The following is a 16,682-nucleotide window of genomic DNA, read 5'->3' on the forward strand; positions in this document are numbered from 1 at the left end:
AATTTCAGAGTTTTACCCGGAAAATCTCTACCGTTTCTTTGTCCGGACCCGGTTCCAGAATGCGGAGCCAGGTTTCATTTTCATAATAATCGATCACAAAAAAGCCTTTGGATTCGTGGGTAAAGGTAGCCTTGCCGCCTTTTTTTACGAAGGTGGTTTTGCTGCCCGCACCGCTTACAATAAAATGGTTGCCGCGCATTTGAAAATATTGCAGGTTGTGGTCGTGGCCGGCGGCATAAATTATATTGTGGTACTCTTTAAAAATGCGCAGCAGTTTCCGGCGCAAACGTTTGTAGCGCGGGTGCGACATATCTTCTTCTGCACCAATAAATTTGCGGTAAACCGGGTAAAGCGAACCGAAACCGGGCATGGGTATGTAAAACTTTTTATGCGCTGCCGTGAGGGGAAACAAATGCTGTTTTACCGTAAATTTTCCGCCGTGCACCGAGTTGCTGTAAAGCGGATGGTGCGCGGCAATTAAAATGCGCTGGTGCTGGTTGTGGCGTAAAAGTTTCACCAGGTCGGCCAGTATTTCTTCCGAATTTTCCTGCGGACAATCGTAGGGCGCGCCAATGGGCCTTATCCCTTTTTGCACCCACCATTGGGTATTAAGCACAATGAGCAATAGCCCAGGCGCCATCTGAACGCTAACCGGACCGGGACAGCCATTCCGCGGTAAATACACTTCTTCGCCGGGCAGGTAACTGCGCACAAATTCCTCCTGCCGGAGCACAAAAGCATATCCGTTTTCCCGGCCTTTATTCCAATCATGATTGCCGCTCAGGAACGTAACTTTGCCGGCGTAATCTTTGAAGAGCTGTAATTGCGCCAGCATTTTTTCTTCGGCAGATTCGCGGTGGCGATCGGTGGCAGGAGGGATGCCTTTGGGGTAAATATTATCGCCCAGGAAAATAACGCGGGTGTTTTCGCCGGCGGTTTTCAGCCAGTCCTGAAGCATTTGCAGTACCGCATCAGAACCGTCGGTGGCCACATTTCCGGTATCACCGATCAGTACTGCTGAGAAAACAGGTTTAGCCGCGGGAGGCACTTTTTCGGCCCAATCCAATACCGTTTTCCGGTAATAAGGGCGGTGCCGGTATTGCCATTCGCGCCAGAAAGCATACGCAAATAGTAAAAGTAATAAGCCAAAAAAGATAAACAGTAAATCTGTAAGCATGGTATTCGGGCGTACGCAAATACCGGGCAAAAGCTGCCTGAAAACCTTAAAAATTTGGCGGGATCAGGTTTTTGAAATGGCCGTTGAGTTTTACGCGTTCTTTCAGTTTCTCGGTTTCCACCACCACCGGCACTACTTTCAGTAAGTGTTCCAGTACAATTTCCTGGCGGGTGCTTTCGCTTTCCGCCACCAGAATTTCAAATTCCTGATCGGTGGTTAAACCTACGTGGTGCGCAATATCGAAAATCTTATAATCCTGCGGCAGATCGGTGTAAAGTTTGGCTAAACCCAGGGTTTCGTAAAGCTGGAGCAGCAGCTCAGTAATGCGGTTTTTAATGATAATATCTTCGTCGTCTATGTTTTCCACCCCGGTGATTTTACCGCCTGCATATTCTTTGCCGGGTAACTGCTGATAAAATTCTTCGATGCGGAAAATGCCGGTGCCTTTGGTTTTGATATCGAGTTCGCCGCCGCCGTATTCTTTGTCAATGGTCAGAATTTCCATTTCGGTGCCAATCATGCTTACGCCCTCTTTCAGAAATGGCGGAATGCCAAAGGTCAAATTGGTTTTGGCACATTCGGTAATCAGTTCTTTATACTTCGGCTCAAAAATATGAAGGTTCAGTTTTTCGCCGGGAAATACTACGATGTTAAGCGGAAACAAAGGCAGGATGCGGGACATGGGTAGCAATTAAAAAAGTTTTTGGTTCTTACTCCAAAAAACAGGAAACGGGTACAAAATCAGGCAGCAAATTTGACATTTCTCCACAATTTTCGGGTAACGAATGTTTGAGAGCTGGAAGCAGACTTTTATATAAACCTAAAACCGGAAAAGGTGCTTTCTGTTTTCCGCCGGAAATATTTTACCTTTGAGGTCTGAAAAAGAAATAAATATGTCGCGTTTTGGCAATCAAATAAAATTTATAAGGCTATTGTTTATCAAATTGGTGCTTACGCTCTTTCTGATGAGTATTTTTTGGGTACTGGTTTACAAATGGTTTTCGCCGCCGGCTACTTTGCTGATGTTGCAGCGCCGCGCCGAACCGGCTAAAACCACTAAAGCCAGTTCCGAAAAGATCCGCTACGATTTCGTGGAGCTCGAAGACGTGGCCTATCACGTGCCATTGGCTTTTATTGCCTCCGAAGACCAGCTTTTTACCCACCATAACGGTTTCGACTACAACGCCATTCATAAAGCTTTTCAGAAAAACCAGAAAGGGCGCCGCGTGGTAGGTGGCAGTACCATCAGTCAGCAGGTTGCCAAGAATGTGTTTTTGTGGCACGGCCGCAGTTATATCCGCAAAATTGTGGAAGCCTATTTTACCATGCTGATCGAGCTTTTCTGGAGCAAGCACCGCATCATGGAAATGTACCTGAATATTGCCGAAATGGGGGATAAGGTATTTGGGATTGAACAGGCTGCGCAAAAATATTTTAACAAACCGGCTAAAGACCTGAATGCTTACGAAGCCGCTGCCATTGCTGCCGTTTTACCCAACCCGATCCGGTTTTCGGTTACAAACCCTTCCGGCTATATTGTGCGTAAAAGAGCAAACATCCGCCGGAATATGCGAAACCTGGGCGGAAAAACGTTCATTAAACCCCTGGTAGACAATGAAATTTAAAGCGTTTTACTCCGTTGTGCTTATCGTTTTCTTAAGTGGCTGCATCTCTTCAAAGTTTCAGGCCGAAAGCGCCAAACTCGGAACGCAGGCCGTGCTGGACCAACAGGTAGCGGCCTGGAACAGAGGCGATATGAACGGCTACATGCAAGGTTACTGGAAATCGGATTCTTTGCAATTCATTGGCCGGAAAGGGGTGAATTATGGCTGGGAAAAAACGCTACAGAATTACCAGCGCAGCTACCCCAATGCCGAGGCAATGGGGCAACTTGCATTAACAGTTCTGCACGTAGAAGATATTAACCCTACTACGGCTTACGTAACCGGGAAGTGGCACCTAACCCGCTCTATGGGAAATCTGGAAGGTTATTTTACACTGTTACTTCGTAAGATAGATAACGAATGGAAGATCGTTTCAGACCATTCTAGTTAAACCGGATCGGTAACGCTTGGTTCTTCTTTACCCGGTAATTCACCTTTATCCTGGGCTTTTTCGGTTTTAATATCGGGAATGGTTTCGGTAAAGATCAGCCCGGTTTTGGCGGCGTGTTCGGCGGCGTTCACCGTGTTTTCTATCAGCAGCATTTCTACTTTCTGTTCTTTCAAACCTTCGGAAATTTTTACCACAATTTCAGAGCGTTCGGCCACTTTTACGTCGCGGATGTAAATTGCAAGGATTCGACCCGGATGCCTTTTTACCACTTCTTCGTAAATGCGCGCATCTTCCTGCCCGCTGTCGCCAACCAATACAAAACTCAGTTTCGGGTAGGTAATTAGAATGTTTTCGATCTCCTTCATTTTATGCGAAAGGTGGTCGCTTTTTATGAATTTATTATTGTCTATGCCCAGGTCGCGAAGCAGGATCGGTCCGGCCGGGATTTCGTTCAGGTCCAGGAAATCGCGCAGCAGATCGTAAGTATTCCAGGGGCTGCTCGAAACGTAGAAGAACGGATTGTTGCGCTTGCCGTTCCGCCCTAACTGCAGCGATTTATAGAAAGCCGAAACCCCTGCAAAAGGCAAACGCGTGCGCGCATTATGAAAAAAAACGTTCCGGGCCGTTGCCAGCATACTCGTAGCTCCGGTCATAATTACCGTGTCGTCTATATCGCTTATAATGCCGTATTCGGCGTCGGGTGGTGGTACTAATACTTCGGCCTGCGTTTTAATTTCGCCGGAAAAATTTACGGGGGCATTTTTTAGTTTAATTTCTACCTGATGCCAGATGTCCTGCAATTCCAGCGGTTTTTCAGGTTTCAGGTTCAGGGTAAAATACCCTTCTTCGTCGGTTACTACTTCGTGCGCCACGTTATCGAAATTGATGATGAGCTCCGCATTGGGCACTTCGTCGCTGTCGAAACGTTTGTACATATTCCAGAGGTTGTCCCAGACGTTGTGGTTTTCTTCCGGGCCGCTAACGTTCTTATCGGCCAGCACGCGGCCGGTTACATAAAGCCTTTCGGGCGTGCCGTAGCTGCGGTAAGGCACGATCTGCAAAGGAGCAAACAAGCCAAACCGGTTGCGGAAGTCGAAGATCAGGCCGTCTATTTTATCTTCGGCTTTGTCGGTATTATTCAGAAGCAGGTTTTTGAGTTGGGTGATCATTAAGCGTATTTATTTTTCGACATGCTCTTAAACGAAAACAGCCTGAAAGGTTTTCAGGCTGTTTAAAAAACGGTATGGTTTGAAGCTTAAAAAGTCAGGTTAGTCTTCAGGGTCTGGTAATCAGAAATAGAAGTTTGCTGCACCGGTTTCACGCATTTATCGGCTTTTGCTTTATCGGTAATGGCCGTGATCCGGGCTTCGTCGCTGGGGTGCGTGCTCAGGAAAACCGGTGGCTTGCCGGCCTGTTGCTCATCCTGCATTTTCTCAAAAAAAGCGGCTGCGCCATCGCAGGTATAAGGCGTATCGCCTAAATATTCCACGGAATAAAAGTCGGCTTCGGTTTCGGCATCACGGCCAAATTTCAACGTAGCTAAACCGGCACCTATCTCCACCAACTGGTTCTGGTTTTCGCCTAACAAAATAGAAAGCAGCACGCTTAACCCATATTGACGCTCCAAGGCTTTGGAAGTGTGCCGGCGATCGGCGTGGGCAATTTCGTGGCCTAAAACCCCGGCCAACTGGTCTTCGTTGTCCAGCTTTTTAATGAGGCCGGTAAATACGTAAATATGGCCGCCCGGCGTAGCAAAAGCGTTCAGGGTATTGTCGTCGTTAATGATCTTTACTTTATAGCCAAATTCCTGCGCATAGTTAACCTGATCGGAAGCAAGGATTTTAGCTACGATCTTGTTGATCTGCGCATAGGCGGCCTGAACGTTCGGGCGCGGGTCAGTAGGCTCCAGCAGCTGGCTTTTATAAATAGAGTCGGTTTGTGCAGCTACCTGGTTACCTAAAGCAATATCATCTTCAATAGAGAAGATCAGGCGCTCGCCGTTTTTGTCTTTCGCGCAGCTGCTAAGCATTAAGCCTGCAGCCATAAAAGCGGCTACATAGAAGTTGGATGAAAAAAATCGTTTCATAGAAGTTTATATTAATCTGGATTTCTGCCAGAAAGAAAATAACGTGCCAGTTTTAAGGATACGTTTTTATTTCTGACTGGAGGGTTTACGGAAATTATGCCGCAATGATAAGGGATTTTTAAATAAAGGTTTTCTGATTTTTCAATAAAACGGGCTGTACATACTTTTTAAAGCCTAAACCATAGCGTTTTACCAAGCTTCATATTGGATAAAAATTAAGTTAAAAAGCTTAGGTTAATTCCTGACGGATGCGTGCTGCGTTGCTTGTGGAAAAGAGTAAATACGCGACCGTGACCACAAACAAAGCACTGTAAATAATAAAACCGGTTTCGGAAATCTGTACGGAAGTTGCACCGGCAGCTTTGCTCCGGAAGTAGGAAATCACGTTCCAGCCTAAAGCGGTTGCGGTAACAAATAGCTGCCCCAGCAAAGCCGTGAAACCCCAGTAATGTTTGCGGTTCAGAAAATGCGCCCAGATAAAAATGCCGATGCCGCCCAGAAAAAACCAGGCAGCACTTTGCCAGCTTTGGGCCCAGAAACTAAACGCTGCCGCACCAAATAAAAGCAGGCCGTAAAAAATAAAACTCAGGGAAAGATTCTTGGAATTCATGGCGGTAAAATTGGGAAATAAAACCGGGAAATAATAAATCAAAAACCAGTTTGGTAACCTTTGGCGGTAGCTGCGAGTTTCAGGAGATAATAACTTACTGTTTCTGCATGCCCCCGAAAACCATAACTACCGATGTTCATGATCTCTACGCCGACTCCACGCTTTCTGCCAGCGGAGCCGGCCTGCGTTTCCTGCCCGATACCAAAGCCGGGATTACTGTGATGCAAAAAGGAAAAAAAATAATGTACCTCGATACCAAAGGTCAGCCCATAACCGATGAAAAAGCGCTTGAACGCATTCGAAAACTGGTAATTCCGCCCGCCTGGTCCGACGTGTGGATCTGCCCTTCGCCGAACGGGCATTTGCAGGCAACCGGCCGCGATGCCAAAGGCCGTAAGCAATATATTTATCACCCCCAATGGCAGCAATACCGCAACCAGACTAAATTTGGCCGCATGATCGCGTTTGGAAACCAGTTGCCCGAGATCCGTAAAAAAATAGAGGCCGATCTCCGTTCGCATGGTTTGAACCACCGCAAAATTATGGCCATTGCCCTGAATTTAATGGATCAGTCGCTGATCCGGATCGGGAATAAATATTATGCGAAGTCGAATAAAAGTTACGGCCTTACCACGCTGCGCGACAAGCATGTGCAGATCAGCGGGCAGGAAATAAAGTTTGAATTTGTGGGCAAAAAAGGGGTAACGCACAGCATTACCTTAAAAGACAAACGGCTGGCGCAACTTGTAAAAAAATGCCGCGATATTCCGGGTCAGGATCTTTTTCAGTATTACGACGAGAACGGCCAGCGGCAAACCTTAGAATCCGGCGACCTGAATTTATACCTGAAAGAAATTACCCAAACCGAATTTTCGGCCAAAGATTTCCGGACCTGGGGCGGCACGGTGCGCATGGTAGCCTGCCTGGAAAACCTGCTGCAGGAAAATCCGGAACTGGAGAAAGAGAAAACCGTGAAAGAAGCTTTTAAGCGCGTAGCCAAAGATCTGGGAAATACGCCCAGCGTGTGCAGCAAGTATTACGTGCATCCCCAGGTAATAGATCTTTTTAAAGAAGATAAACTAATCACCTATCTGAAAAAGCATGATGCCGGCAAAGGCGATCAATACCTGAGTGGCACCGAAAAACTGGTTTTAAAACTTCTGAAAGCGATGGAGAAGAGTTAATTTGCGGATTTTTGAATTATTGAATGAGTGAATAAGCTGATACTTTTAAACTATTTGTGGAGCTGTTACTGGCTCAGCTGACGCTAGCGCTTAACCCTTACGCCAGAAACGGCCAAAAATGCGGGTTGATTAAACTCCCTAATAGCATTTAAAACGCTATTGTTTTTACCTGAAAAAGTAAAGGCCGGAAAACTTTCCGGCCTTTACTTTTTATTATGCATTAATAAACTTATTTATTCTTCCAAACCAGCACTTTATCAAATTAAACAATTATCACATCAATAAATCAGCACATTATAACCCTTCGCGGTCGAAGGCGTGGACGGCTACGTCGCTGCTCAGGCGTTTTTTAGTTTCGCTGGTTTTTTCCATTACAATACCGCGTTTGGTATCGTAAACTTTTATCGTTTTTCCCCAGCCTTTCACCTTCGATTCGTCTTCAAGTTCGTCTTCAGCTTCGCCGCCATAAACGGCTACTTCTATGGCTTTGCCGGCCTCTCCGGAAAATTCGAACGAATCTTTACCTCCCAGGCCGTGTAAAATAATTCGCCTGGTTTCCGAAGGTTTAAAAACCCGGGCATAGATCCGGCGGTTGGAATTCTTTTCATCGCGGAAAACTTCCACCGATGTTTCGCCGGAAGGCAGGCGTTTTACCACAAATTTTTCTTTTTCATCGGAGCCGGCTACGGTTACTTCTTTTGCCAGAATTTTATAGATCTTTAAGGCAGCATCCGGAAGCTTATCGCGGCGGCTTTTCAGTCTGGCAATGGTTTCTGCTCCTTGTTTCTGGTAGACCGGCTTCGGGAAATTGGCGATCGCATCTTCAATTACTGCATCGGTCAAAGCAGTTTTCATCGTCTCGGCGTGTTGCAGCCAGTCTTCGCGGGTAACTTCGTTCAGGGCGCGGGCATCTATAAATTGTGCATTAAAAAGCCAGCCCGATAAGTTGCCGTAATGGTGATGAAAGGTCTGGAATTTTTTCAGCACCGGCGCTTTGCTAGCCAGCCAGGTAATAATCCCATCGTTGAAACGGTAAAAGGCCTGGTCGCGGTCTTTAGGAATAGGTTTGTATAGGTTTTCGGCACCATTTTCATACACGGCCCATTGCCACTGACCCTCATGCCGGTCCCAGTCGCCAATCAGAATATCGAATAACCGCGAACGGGCAAATAACTGCTGATCGAAGTGGTGGTTATTTTTCTTAAAACGATTTTCCAATAATTTTTCGCTATCCACCAGGTTGGTAGCGTTGCCAAAAGCCGGAATAATATTTTCCTCACCATCGAACTTTTCCTCCAGCATCATTACTTTGCCCAGAATGCGCGGAGCAAATTTGCCGAAGCTGCTGTCATTTTCCGCCACATAAAACAATTGCGGATTGGTATGGAACACGCCGGCCGCTTCCGAAAGCGCTGGTAAAACCACCGGTGCAAAAGGGTTGGCTGCCGAAGTCTGATCGCGGAGCACGTTTACCAGGAATGTGCCGCGCAGGCTCTTAGGCAGAGTTTTCTGCGGATCCTTATCCAACGAACGGAGAACAAAAATGCGGTCCTCTTTATTTTTAAGCGTTAAACTGGTAGTCTGAAAACCGCCGCCTAAAGAAACCGGTTTTAAGCCGCCTTTTTCTTCCGCCATATGGTAAACCGGCAATTTTACGGGCGTAGCCCAAAGCTCCCGGTAATGTTTGCCGAAAAATATGTTCTGAAGAAATCCTTTTTTGTAATGGCGGCCAACTGTAACTACTACGCTGTCGGGGGTGTTTCCGGCTGCAATGGCAGCCTTTTGCCCCGGATCCGTTAGGGCAGATGGCTGATAAAAGTTCTTTCGGGCGCAGCTAAAACAAAAAAGGAGAGAAAGCAGGAAAAACGCTAGGGATTTGGGCATTAAAAGTCCGGTGTTGTTTTCATTCCCTAAACGGAATTCCGCCAGAAAGTTTTAGATAATATGCGAAAATTTTAATGATTGCATGTTTGAATATTAGAATGAGAGATTTATTGATTAATTGAATGAGTGAATGAGTGAATGTAAAGATGAAGGATTTTAAAATAATGCGTATCCGACCGAAGAATCAGCAAGGTTTAGTTTTGCAGATCAAAAAACTACCGTTTTGGGAATTCTTAATTTCAAATTTCCATAATTCAACCATTTACTCACTCATTCAATTACTCTCTCATTCAAATATTCAATCATTAACTCAGTCCTTCAATTTCGCCATTCTGCAGGAAAATCTGTTCCGCTTGTGGTGATTTTGGCAGGCCCGGCATCCGCATCATTTCACCGGCCACGGCTACAATAAATCCGGCTCCGGAATTAATAATTAAGTCGGCAATTTTAAATTCGAAATCGCGGGCTACGCCTAAGTGGGTTGGGTTGTCGGAGAAAGAATACTGGGTTTTGGCGATACAAATGGGTAGATTGTTTAAACCTAAACGGTTGATTCGTTTCAGCATTAAGCTGGCTTTCGGGCTGAAGGAAATGAATTTTCCGCCATAAACGTTCACCACTACTTTGCGGATCTTATCTTCAATGCTGTCTTCCAGGGCGTAGGCAAATTTTACGTTGGCTGAAGGTACTTTTTCGATCGTTTTTAATACCGTTTCGGCCAGTTCTATCGCGCCTTTTCCGCCCTGGGTAAAGCCGTTATTCAAAGCAAACGCCGCACCGTGGCCTTCGCACCATTTCCGCACCAGCTCAATTTCCGCTTCGGTATCGAAATGATATTGGTTGAACGCCACCACAACCGATTGCCCGAACTGCTGAAGGTTTTTCAGGTGCACGCCCACATTCAGCAAGCCGTTTTCCAGGCCTTCGGTATGTGGTTTGGAAATATCGGCCACATCTACGCCGCCGTGCATTTTCAGGGCCTGCGAAGTAACAACTAACACACTCGCTTTCGGGTTCAGGTTAGCCAGCCGGCACTTGATATCGAAGAATTTTTCTGCGCCCAGATCCGCTCCGAAACCCGCTTCCGTGATCACGTAATCGCCGGTGCTCATCGCCATGCGCGTAGCCATTAACGAATTGCAACCGTGGGCAATATTGGCAAACGGTCCACCATGCACAAAAGCTGCGCCGCCTTCCATGGTCTGTACTAAATTCGGGTGTAAAGCATCCTTCAGCAACACGGTAATCGCACCGCCTACACCCAGATCGCGCACGTAAAAGGGGGCATTCTCTACCGTGTAACCCAGCAAAATGTTGTTGATGCGGTTTTCCAGGTCTTCCAGGTCTTTGGCTAAGCACAAAATGGCCATGATTTCCGAAGCCGCGGTAATATCAAATCCGGTTTCCGCCGGAATGCCGTTCGCTGAACCGCCCAGACCCGAAACCATCTGGCGGAGGCTGCGGTCGTTCACATCCAGTACCCGTTTCCAGATCACCTGTTTGAGTTGGGGTTTATCGGTGCCTCGGTTGTGGTATATGTAATTATCGAGCAGGGCAGCCAGCATGTTGTTGGCAGACGTTATCGCGTGAAAATCGCCGGTAAAATGAAGGTTGATCTCATCCATGGGCAGCACCTGCGAATAACCGCCGCCGGTTGCGCCGCCTTTCATGCCGAAACAAGGTCCTAAAGAAGGTTCGCGTAAAGCCAGCACCGCTTTTTTACCGAGAAGTTCCAGCCCTTGCGCCAGGCTGATAGAGGTGGTAGTTTTACCGATTCCTGCTTTGGTTGGCGTAATGGCCGTAACCAGGATCAGGTTGCTTAGCTGCATTTTTTCTTCCGAGATCAGCTCGTAATTTACTTTCGCTTTGAACTTACCATACGGCATCAGATCATCGGGATTTAATTGCAGGTTTTTCGCAATCTCGGTAATGGGTTTTAACTTGGTTTCGCGGGCCAGCTCTATATCAGATTTCATAATTTCAGGTTTGAGAAAAAGGTTGAATGCGGAATTTTACAAATGCGTTTCGGCGTGAATTTAGATAAAAAGTACTGAAAAACGGTAGGGTTTCCGGCTTAAAAACTACTGCCTTGCTGAATAACAAATCATAATTCAGATGTTTACCCGAAGAAATGGGAGGCATGGAAATTCTCAAGCAGGCACTGTTTCGGCATTATTTCACTTTTTATACCAGAAAATATGCGAAAAAAAGAATATTTAAAGCCAAACTTTTGATTTCAATTGCGTAAAAACACAATTAATTGTAAACCTACCGCACGCTTTTGAAAAAATACCTTTTTACCTGTTTACTGACTTTTGCAGGCTTTTTCCCTACCGTTTTTGCTGCCACGCCCGATACCGTAGTAGTGGCCGGCAAACAATATGATCGTGGTTTTTTTCACCGGCTGTTTTGGGGTACACACTACCGTAAGGTTTGGGCAGAACCTGTTCGGGTACCTTTTCTTGATCTTAATACCCATGCCGGAGGCCTGAAACCAACCGAAAAAGGCGGCTCCTTTCAAACGAAAAACCTGCGCCTGCTTAATCCTGACGGCCGGGAATACGTGATCCGGTCGGTAGATAAAGATGCCAGCCAAACGCTTTCGCCTGAAAAAAGAAAATCCATCATCGGCAAAGTGATCCGCGACCAGACCAGCGTTGTTCACCCATATGGAGCTATGATCGTGCCGCCGCTTGCTGCCGCCGCCGGGGTTTTTCATGCCAATCCGCAATTCTTCGTGGTGCCCAGCGATCCGGTTTTAGGAGAATTTCAGCAGGAATTTGCCAATATGCTGGTAATGGTTGAAGAAAGACCCGAAGGCAACTGGGAAAACAACCCGGATTTCGGGAATTCGAAAGAAGTGGTAAGCTCTAAAAAAGCCTTTACCCAACTAGTGAAAGAAAACAATAACCGGGTAGATGCGCACGCCTTTTTACGCGCCCGGCTTTTCGATATGTTCCTGGGCGATTGGAGCCGCCGCGAAGACCAGTGGCGATGGGCGACTTATAAATTACCCAACGGCGGTACTTATTACAAACCCATTCCGCGGGACCGCGACCACGCTTTTTTTAAATTTAACGATGGGGTAATTACCTGGCTGGCTAGTTTATATGCGCGCAACATGCAGACTTTCGGCCCTAATATTAAAAACCTGAAAGGTCTGAATAGAACCGCGCAGCCTTTAGACCGGTCGCTGTTGCTGTATCTGACCAAAGCAGAATTCAGGCAAATCGGCGACAGCCTCAAAATAGCTTTAACCGATGCGGTTATTGAAAACGCGGTGCGCCAATGGCCGGAAAATATTTATAAAATTACAGGTAAAGAATTCGAAAAGAACCTAAAAAAACGGCGGGATCAGTTACCCAAAGTAGCGGAAAGATATTACCATATTTTAGCCAAAGAAGTAGAAATGCCGGGCAGCGATGAAAGTGAAATATTCCGGTTAACCGGCGCGAAAAAAAGCCTGCTGGTAGAAATGCTGAAACCAGGTAAAAAAGGCAAGCCCGATACTTTGCTTTACAGCCGTACCTATTATCCGAACGAAACCAAGAGCCTGAAAATTTATGGCCTTGGCGAAGAAGATACGTTTGAATTTTTGGGCGAAGGCAACCCACTTAGAAAGCTGGAAATTTACGACGGGGAAGATGAAGACGAAATTATTTACAAATCGAAAAAAAATAAGCGCATCGATATCCTGGATTCCGGCGACGGCAACAAAATTTCTGAAACCAAAAAACTGAAAGTGAAATTATACCAGCCAAAAGCCAATGAATTCGACGGAAAAGGCTGGCTGCTTCGGCACCGGCTGAATTAGAATTATTGAAATATTGAATGCGAGAATGATTGAATGAAATCTTTTTAGAATGTGAGAATAATAAACGGTAGGGTTTCGGGATGAAAAACTGTTGAAAAACGTAAACCAAAAACCCAAAACGCAGAAACAAGGCATTGCCTTTTCTCTACGCATTATATACACATATATTTTCAGGTCCGCATTTAAATAAAAAACGGTAGGCTTTTTTACGAAAAAGCCTACCGTTTTTTATTATTTAGATATAACTCGAAATTCAGAACATTTCACATTTTCTAATTCAATAATTCTGCCACGCTCTCATTCAATTATACCCGGATTCAATCATTAAAATATAATCACCTTATCGGCATTTTTGGTGCGCATGTGCTGCCGGATGATCTGTTGAATGTCTTTATTGTCGTTGTAGCGTTTAATGCCGTTTTTGAAGTCTTCAAGGTTACTGGCGCTGAACGTTTCGTCTACAAACCCAAAGCCTAAATAACGCCCGTGCTCTACCACAATAACAGATCTTTCGCCGGCTTCGCGCCCTTTCCCGATGATCACAAAATTCTCGTGTTCATACGAAAAGGCTTCGATCGCTTTATCCACCCGTTCGTTATAACTTTCCGGGCTTTCCTTGCCGATACAAGCGCCTTTGCATTGGTGTACCTGGTAGTCAAAACACGAACCCGAGGATTTATACAAATCGCATAGTTTCTGACAAAGCTGGTATTTCCCAATTACATGGTATAAAAATCCTTTGGCTTTGTAGTGGTTGCTCAAGGCAATGAGCGGAATTTTTTCGTCGTTAATGCGGCCGTAGCTTAAGCGTTTGTAGCCGTTCTTATCAGTTTCCACGAATATGCCCGTATTGAACACGCTGCGGCGTTGCTGCCGGTTATAATACGGTTTCATCCGCTTTATTTCATCCGATTCGAATAGCAACGCTACCAGTTCATTGCCCATTAATTCATAAGTAATATCGGCGATCTGGTTTTTGAATTCGATGGATTTCTTGCTTTTATAATCGATGTTGAAATGCTGGATAATGCGCTTGCGGATATTGATGCTTTTGCCCACATAAATCACTTCGCCTTTTTCATCGTGGAAGTAATAAACGCCCGGCGCATCTGGCAACGCATCTACCTGTTCCTTTTTAATATTGGGTGGCAGCAGCGAGGTTTTTACTTCATTCTTCAGCGCTTTCTGGCTTTCCGAAACCACATCTTCACTCCCTGAAACTGCTTTCTCGTTCAGCTTGATCAGCTTATCGAAAAGTTTGGCCGTAGCTTCGGCGTCGCCGATCGCGCGGTGGCGCAATTCCAACGGAATGTCGATGCTTTTGCAAAGTTTCCCCAGGGAATAAGAAGGCAAGCCGGGAATCAGGCTGCGGCTCAAACGAACGGTGCAAAGCGTTTTCCGCTGGTAGGTATAACCCAGGTCGGCAAATTCTTTTTTCACGAAGGAATAATCGAAACGCACGTTGTGGGCTACAAAAATTTTGCCTTCGGTAAACTGCACGATTTCCTTCGCCACTTCGTGAAATTTGGGCGCATCCTTCACCATGTCGTCGGTAATGCCGGTGAGGTTGGAAATAAAATAGGGAATGGGGCGCTGCGGATTTACGAGCGTATGAAACTTATCGGTGATCTTGTGGCCATCGTGAATAAAAATGGCGATCTCCGTAATACGGTCCTGCGCCGGCTGGCCGCCCGTAGTTTCAATATCAATTATGGCGTACAAAGGAAGTTGGGTGCGTTTCAAGGCAAAGATAACTAAAAAATTTAGCCCGTTTCGGGTAAATAGCTGCCTTGAAACAGAATTAAGATTTGAAAAGTGCCTTATTGCTAAAGAAAGGAGATTGCCCTTTGAAAATGGTATGTTTAGGCTCCAAAAAGTCAAGAACTCACAGGATTGAAAAAATTGTGAGGTTTGATTCAAAGAAAGGCTGAACCCAAAAAAAAGCAGCCCGGTTTTCCAGGCTGCTTTTCAATATTTATAAAATCAAATCTTACATTACCGTATTTTTCAGCGAAGAAACGGCTGCTTTGGCCGCCTCAATTTCGTCGTGCTGTTTCTGGATTACGGTTTTTACGTTTACCGGAATTTCCGGGCTTTTCATCACCTTTTCGTAGGTTTCTATGGCTGCCGCGTCGCCGTTTTCGCACTCGTTTAAAATAGCTTTACTATCGTGGCCGGTAATGGCTGATTTCAGGTTTATCCAGCCACGGTGCACGGCGCCGGCAGCTTCCATTACTGCGCCACCAATGGAGCTGGTATCTTCGGGAGATGCGCCAAAACTGCGTACATGGCCTTCCAGTTCGCTGCGGAAATCGGCGCGCTGCTGAGCAAAACGCATTAATTCGGATTTTAACTGCGGATTATCTACATTTTCGGCAGCCGTTTTATACCCTTTTTCCCCGTCTTTACAGGTTTCTACCAGGTCGTTTATCATCTTTAAAGCTTCATTTCTCTTTTCCATAGTTGTAGAATTTTAAGTGATACATTGCTGCGCATTCTGGTACTGCCAGAATCACAGGTGATTATATACTCTTAACTTTATCCGGAGGTTGCGGGGGCGGGAGGAATGATTGAATTAGTGAATGTGGGAATGGATGAATGAGAGAATTTTTGAGTTTTTGCGGTGAAAAGTATAGCATTTCAATTTCCTCCTTTAATTCATTTAATTTTAACTCGTTCATTCTCTCATTCTCTCATTCAATAACTCTCTCATTAAAAAAATCGCTATACTTTTTTGGTGAAAAACTGCTTGATCTTGTTGGCTACATTATCGAACAAACCGGGTTTGTCATCCGGGTTGGTAATGTCGCCGAGCAGAAAACCAAAAGGCTCTGTTGGGTTGTAAGCGTCGAATAGAACTTTAATGATCGCGATAAGCGGAATAGATAAGATCATGCCGACCGCGCCCCAGATCTCGCCGCCAATGATCAGGGCCACAATAGCGGCAAAGGGATTGATACTTACTTTGGAACCGGTAATATAAGGCGTAATAAAATTACCTTCCAGGAACTGTACAAAAGCAAAAATCCCCACTACGATCAGCGCATCGACTATCGAACCGGTTTCCACCAGCGTAAACAAAGCCGGCAAAGTAGCCCCGATCAGAATGCCGATGTAAGGAATAACGGTAAGAATAGCGGCAAAAACCCCGAAGAAAAAGGCATATTTCACCCCCATGATCAAAAGGCCCAGCGAGTTGAGTAAGGACACGATAATAATAACCGTGATAAGCCCGGTAATGTAACTGGCCACCACGCCCTGAATGCTGCCCACGGTTTTCATCACGTGCGTACGATTGTTCGGAGAAATGAATTTGAACATGAACTGCCGCATGTGGTTACGGTAGTAAAGCATACAGAAAATATAGATCGGGATCAGGCCAAAAACCGAAAGCGCGCCGGTTGTAAGCGAAATGGTATTGCCAATAATTTTGGTGCCTTGTTCCTGTAAAGTGCCCAGACTGCTGCGGATCAGATCGGCATTGTTGCGCGGCTGAATTCCGAATTTCTTTTGCAGGAAAAGCTGAATGCGCATCAGCAGGTCACTTAGTTTCGTGGTTATATTGGTCAGTTCATCGGTAAAGCTCATAAGTTGCGCCGATAAAAACCAGACAATGCCGCCCAGCACCACAATAATGGTAATGATACAGATCAGGATCGCCAGCGGGCGCGGCACTTTCCAGTTTTCGAGGCTGCGGCAAAGCGGCAACAGCAGAAAAGATAATAAAGCCGAAAACAGGATCGGAACCAGCACGGATTTAAAGAGTTGCAGAAACCAGATGGTTAATGCTAATCCTATTAGTAAAAAAACGTATTTAAGGTAACCGGGCAGTTTTAATTCCATGAAAATATAAGGTTCTGAAGCCTAAACGC

At 45.7% G+C, this 16,682-nt stretch carries 14 protein-coding genes; 4 read left to right on the forward strand and 10 right to left on the reverse strand.

The window, feature by feature from the left end:
* Positions 1-4: 4 nt before the first annotated feature.
* Entirely contained in the window at positions 5-1,177 is a 1,173-nt protein-coding gene (locus I5M27_RS07535; protein ID WP_200505590.1) for a metallophosphoesterase, read from the reverse strand.
* Positions 1,178-1,223: 46 nt separating this feature from the next.
* Complete coding sequence (locus I5M27_RS07540) at positions 1,224-1,859, reverse strand: LON peptidase substrate-binding domain-containing protein (RefSeq protein ID WP_200505591.1); 636 nt, start codon at positions 1,857-1,859, stop codon at positions 1,224-1,226.
* A 211-nt stretch (positions 1,860-2,070) separates the two neighbouring features.
* Between I5M27_RS07540 and mtgA the strand changes: the two genes are divergently transcribed.
* The gene (gene mtgA, locus I5M27_RS07545) at positions 2,071-2,802 is read left to right on the forward strand and encodes a monofunctional biosynthetic peptidoglycan transglycosylase (protein WP_200505592.1); all 732 of its coding nucleotides are present in this window, start codon (positions 2,071-2,073) and stop codon (positions 2,800-2,802) included.
* Positions 2,792-3,232 carry a YybH family protein gene (locus I5M27_RS07550; protein WP_200505593.1) on the forward strand — a complete coding sequence of 147 codons (441 nt, stop codon included), beginning with the start codon at positions 2,792-2,794 and terminating at the stop codon, positions 3,230-3,232. Before mtgA ends, I5M27_RS07550 begins: the two co-directional genes overlap by 11 nt.
* On the opposite strand, the gene I5M27_RS07555 is transcribed toward I5M27_RS07550, so the two are convergent.
* The 3 genes from I5M27_RS07555 to I5M27_RS07565 form a co-directional block, all read right to left on the reverse strand.
* Complete coding sequence (locus I5M27_RS07555) at positions 3,229-4,401, reverse strand: App1 family protein (RefSeq protein ID WP_200505594.1); 1,173 nt, start codon at positions 4,399-4,401, stop codon at positions 3,229-3,231. The two genes, I5M27_RS07550 and I5M27_RS07555, sit on opposite strands and share 4 nt — an antisense overlap.
* 86 nt (positions 4,402-4,487) lie before the next feature.
* A complete protein-coding gene (locus I5M27_RS07560; RefSeq protein WP_200505595.1) occupies positions 4,488-5,318 on the reverse strand; it encodes a M48 family metalloprotease in 831 nt (276 codons plus the stop codon).
* A gap of 229 nt (positions 5,319-5,547) precedes the next feature.
* Positions 5,548-5,928 (reverse strand): hypothetical protein, encoded by a 381-nt coding sequence (locus I5M27_RS07565; RefSeq protein WP_200505596.1) that lies wholly within the window; start codon positions 5,926-5,928, stop codon positions 5,548-5,550.
* 107 nt (positions 5,929-6,035) lie between these two features.
* Here I5M27_RS07565 and I5M27_RS07570 point away from each other — a divergent pair, with 107 nt between their 5' ends.
* On the forward strand, positions 6,036-7,112 hold the full coding sequence (locus I5M27_RS07570) for a DNA topoisomerase IB (RefSeq protein ID WP_200505597.1): 1,077 nt from the start codon (positions 6,036-6,038) through the stop codon (positions 7,110-7,112).
* Between the two features lie 294 nt (positions 7,113-7,406).
* Here the strand turns inward: I5M27_RS07570 and I5M27_RS07575 are convergent, their stop codons facing one another.
* Together I5M27_RS07575 and I5M27_RS07580 are read right to left on the reverse strand one after the other, a co-directional pair.
* Positions 7,407-8,996, reverse strand: coding sequence for a hypothetical protein (locus I5M27_RS07575; protein WP_200505598.1), 1,590 nt, complete (start codon positions 8,994-8,996; stop codon positions 7,407-7,409).
* 305 nt (positions 8,997-9,301) lie between these two features.
* Positions 9,302-10,972 carry a formate--tetrahydrofolate ligase gene (locus tag I5M27_RS07580; RefSeq protein WP_200505599.1) on the reverse strand — a complete coding sequence of 557 codons (1,671 nt, stop codon included), beginning with the start codon at positions 10,970-10,972 and terminating at the stop codon, positions 9,302-9,304.
* Between the two features lie 305 nt (positions 10,973-11,277).
* On the opposite strand from I5M27_RS07580, the gene I5M27_RS07585 reads away from it, so the two are divergent.
* Positions 11,278-12,810, forward strand: coding sequence for a hypothetical protein (locus tag I5M27_RS07585; protein ID WP_200505600.1), 1,533 nt, complete (start codon positions 11,278-11,280; stop codon positions 12,808-12,810).
* 324 nt (positions 12,811-13,134) lie between these two features.
* Here the strand turns inward: I5M27_RS07585 and I5M27_RS07590 are convergent, their stop codons facing one another.
* The 3 genes from I5M27_RS07590 to I5M27_RS07600 form a co-directional block, all read right to left on the reverse strand.
* Positions 13,135-14,553 (reverse strand): exonuclease domain-containing protein, encoded by a 1,419-nt coding sequence (locus tag I5M27_RS07590; protein WP_234462436.1) that lies wholly within the window; start codon positions 14,551-14,553, stop codon positions 13,135-13,137.
* Between the two features lie 247 nt (positions 14,554-14,800).
* Positions 14,801-15,271 carry a ferritin-like domain-containing protein gene (locus I5M27_RS07595; protein ID WP_200505601.1) on the reverse strand — a complete coding sequence of 157 codons (471 nt, stop codon included), beginning with the start codon at positions 15,269-15,271 and terminating at the stop codon, positions 14,801-14,803.
* A gap of 263 nt (positions 15,272-15,534) precedes the next feature.
* The gene (locus I5M27_RS07600; RefSeq protein ID WP_200505602.1) at positions 15,535-16,653 is read right to left on the reverse strand and encodes an AI-2E family transporter; all 1,119 of its coding nucleotides are present in this window, start codon (positions 16,651-16,653) and stop codon (positions 15,535-15,537) included.
* Positions 16,654-16,682: the final 29 nt, after the last annotated feature.

The organism is Adhaeribacter terrigena (assembly GCF_016623615.1).
In the GTDB taxonomy this organism is placed as follows: domain Bacteria; phylum Bacteroidota; class Bacteroidia; order Cytophagales; family Hymenobacteraceae; genus Adhaeribacter_A; species Adhaeribacter_A terrigena.

Coding starts and splice junctions, on each gene's coding strand:
- I5M27_RS07535 (WP_200505590.1), bottom strand. CDS start 1,177: ATGCTTACAGATTTACTGTTTATCTTTTTTGGCTTATTACTTTTACTA.
- I5M27_RS07570 (WP_200505597.1), top strand. CDS start 6,036: ATGCCCCCGAAAACCATAACTACCGATGTTCATGATCTCTACGCCGAC.
- I5M27_RS07560 (WP_200505595.1), bottom strand. CDS start 5,318: ATGAAACGATTTTTTTCATCCAACTTCTATGTAGCCGCTTTTATGGCT.
- I5M27_RS07565 (WP_200505596.1), bottom strand. CDS start 5,928: ATGAATTCCAAGAATCTTTCCCTGAGTTTTATTTTTTACGGCCTGCTT.
- I5M27_RS07595 (WP_200505601.1), bottom strand. CDS start 15,271: ATGGAAAAGAGAAATGAAGCTTTAAAGATGATAAACGACCTGGTAGAA.
- I5M27_RS07550 (WP_200505593.1), top strand. CDS start 2,792: ATGAAATTTAAAGCGTTTTACTCCGTTGTGCTTATCGTTTTCTTAAGT.
- I5M27_RS07575 (WP_200505598.1), bottom strand. CDS start 8,996: ATGCCCAAATCCCTAGCGTTTTTCCTGCTTTCTCTCCTTTTTTGTTTT.
- I5M27_RS07540 (WP_200505591.1), bottom strand. CDS start 1,859: ATGTCCCGCATCCTGCCTTTGTTTCCGCTTAACATCGTAGTATTTCCC.
- I5M27_RS07600 (WP_200505602.1), bottom strand. CDS start 16,653: ATGGAATTAAAACTGCCCGGTTACCTTAAATACGTTTTTTTACTAATA.
- mtgA (WP_200505592.1), top strand. CDS start 2,071: ATGTCGCGTTTTGGCAATCAAATAAAATTTATAAGGCTATTGTTTATC.
- I5M27_RS07555 (WP_200505594.1), bottom strand. CDS start 4,401: ATGATCACCCAACTCAAAAACCTGCTTCTGAATAATACCGACAAAGCC.
- I5M27_RS07580 (WP_200505599.1), bottom strand. CDS start 10,972: ATGAAATCTGATATAGAGCTGGCCCGCGAAACCAAGTTAAAACCCATT.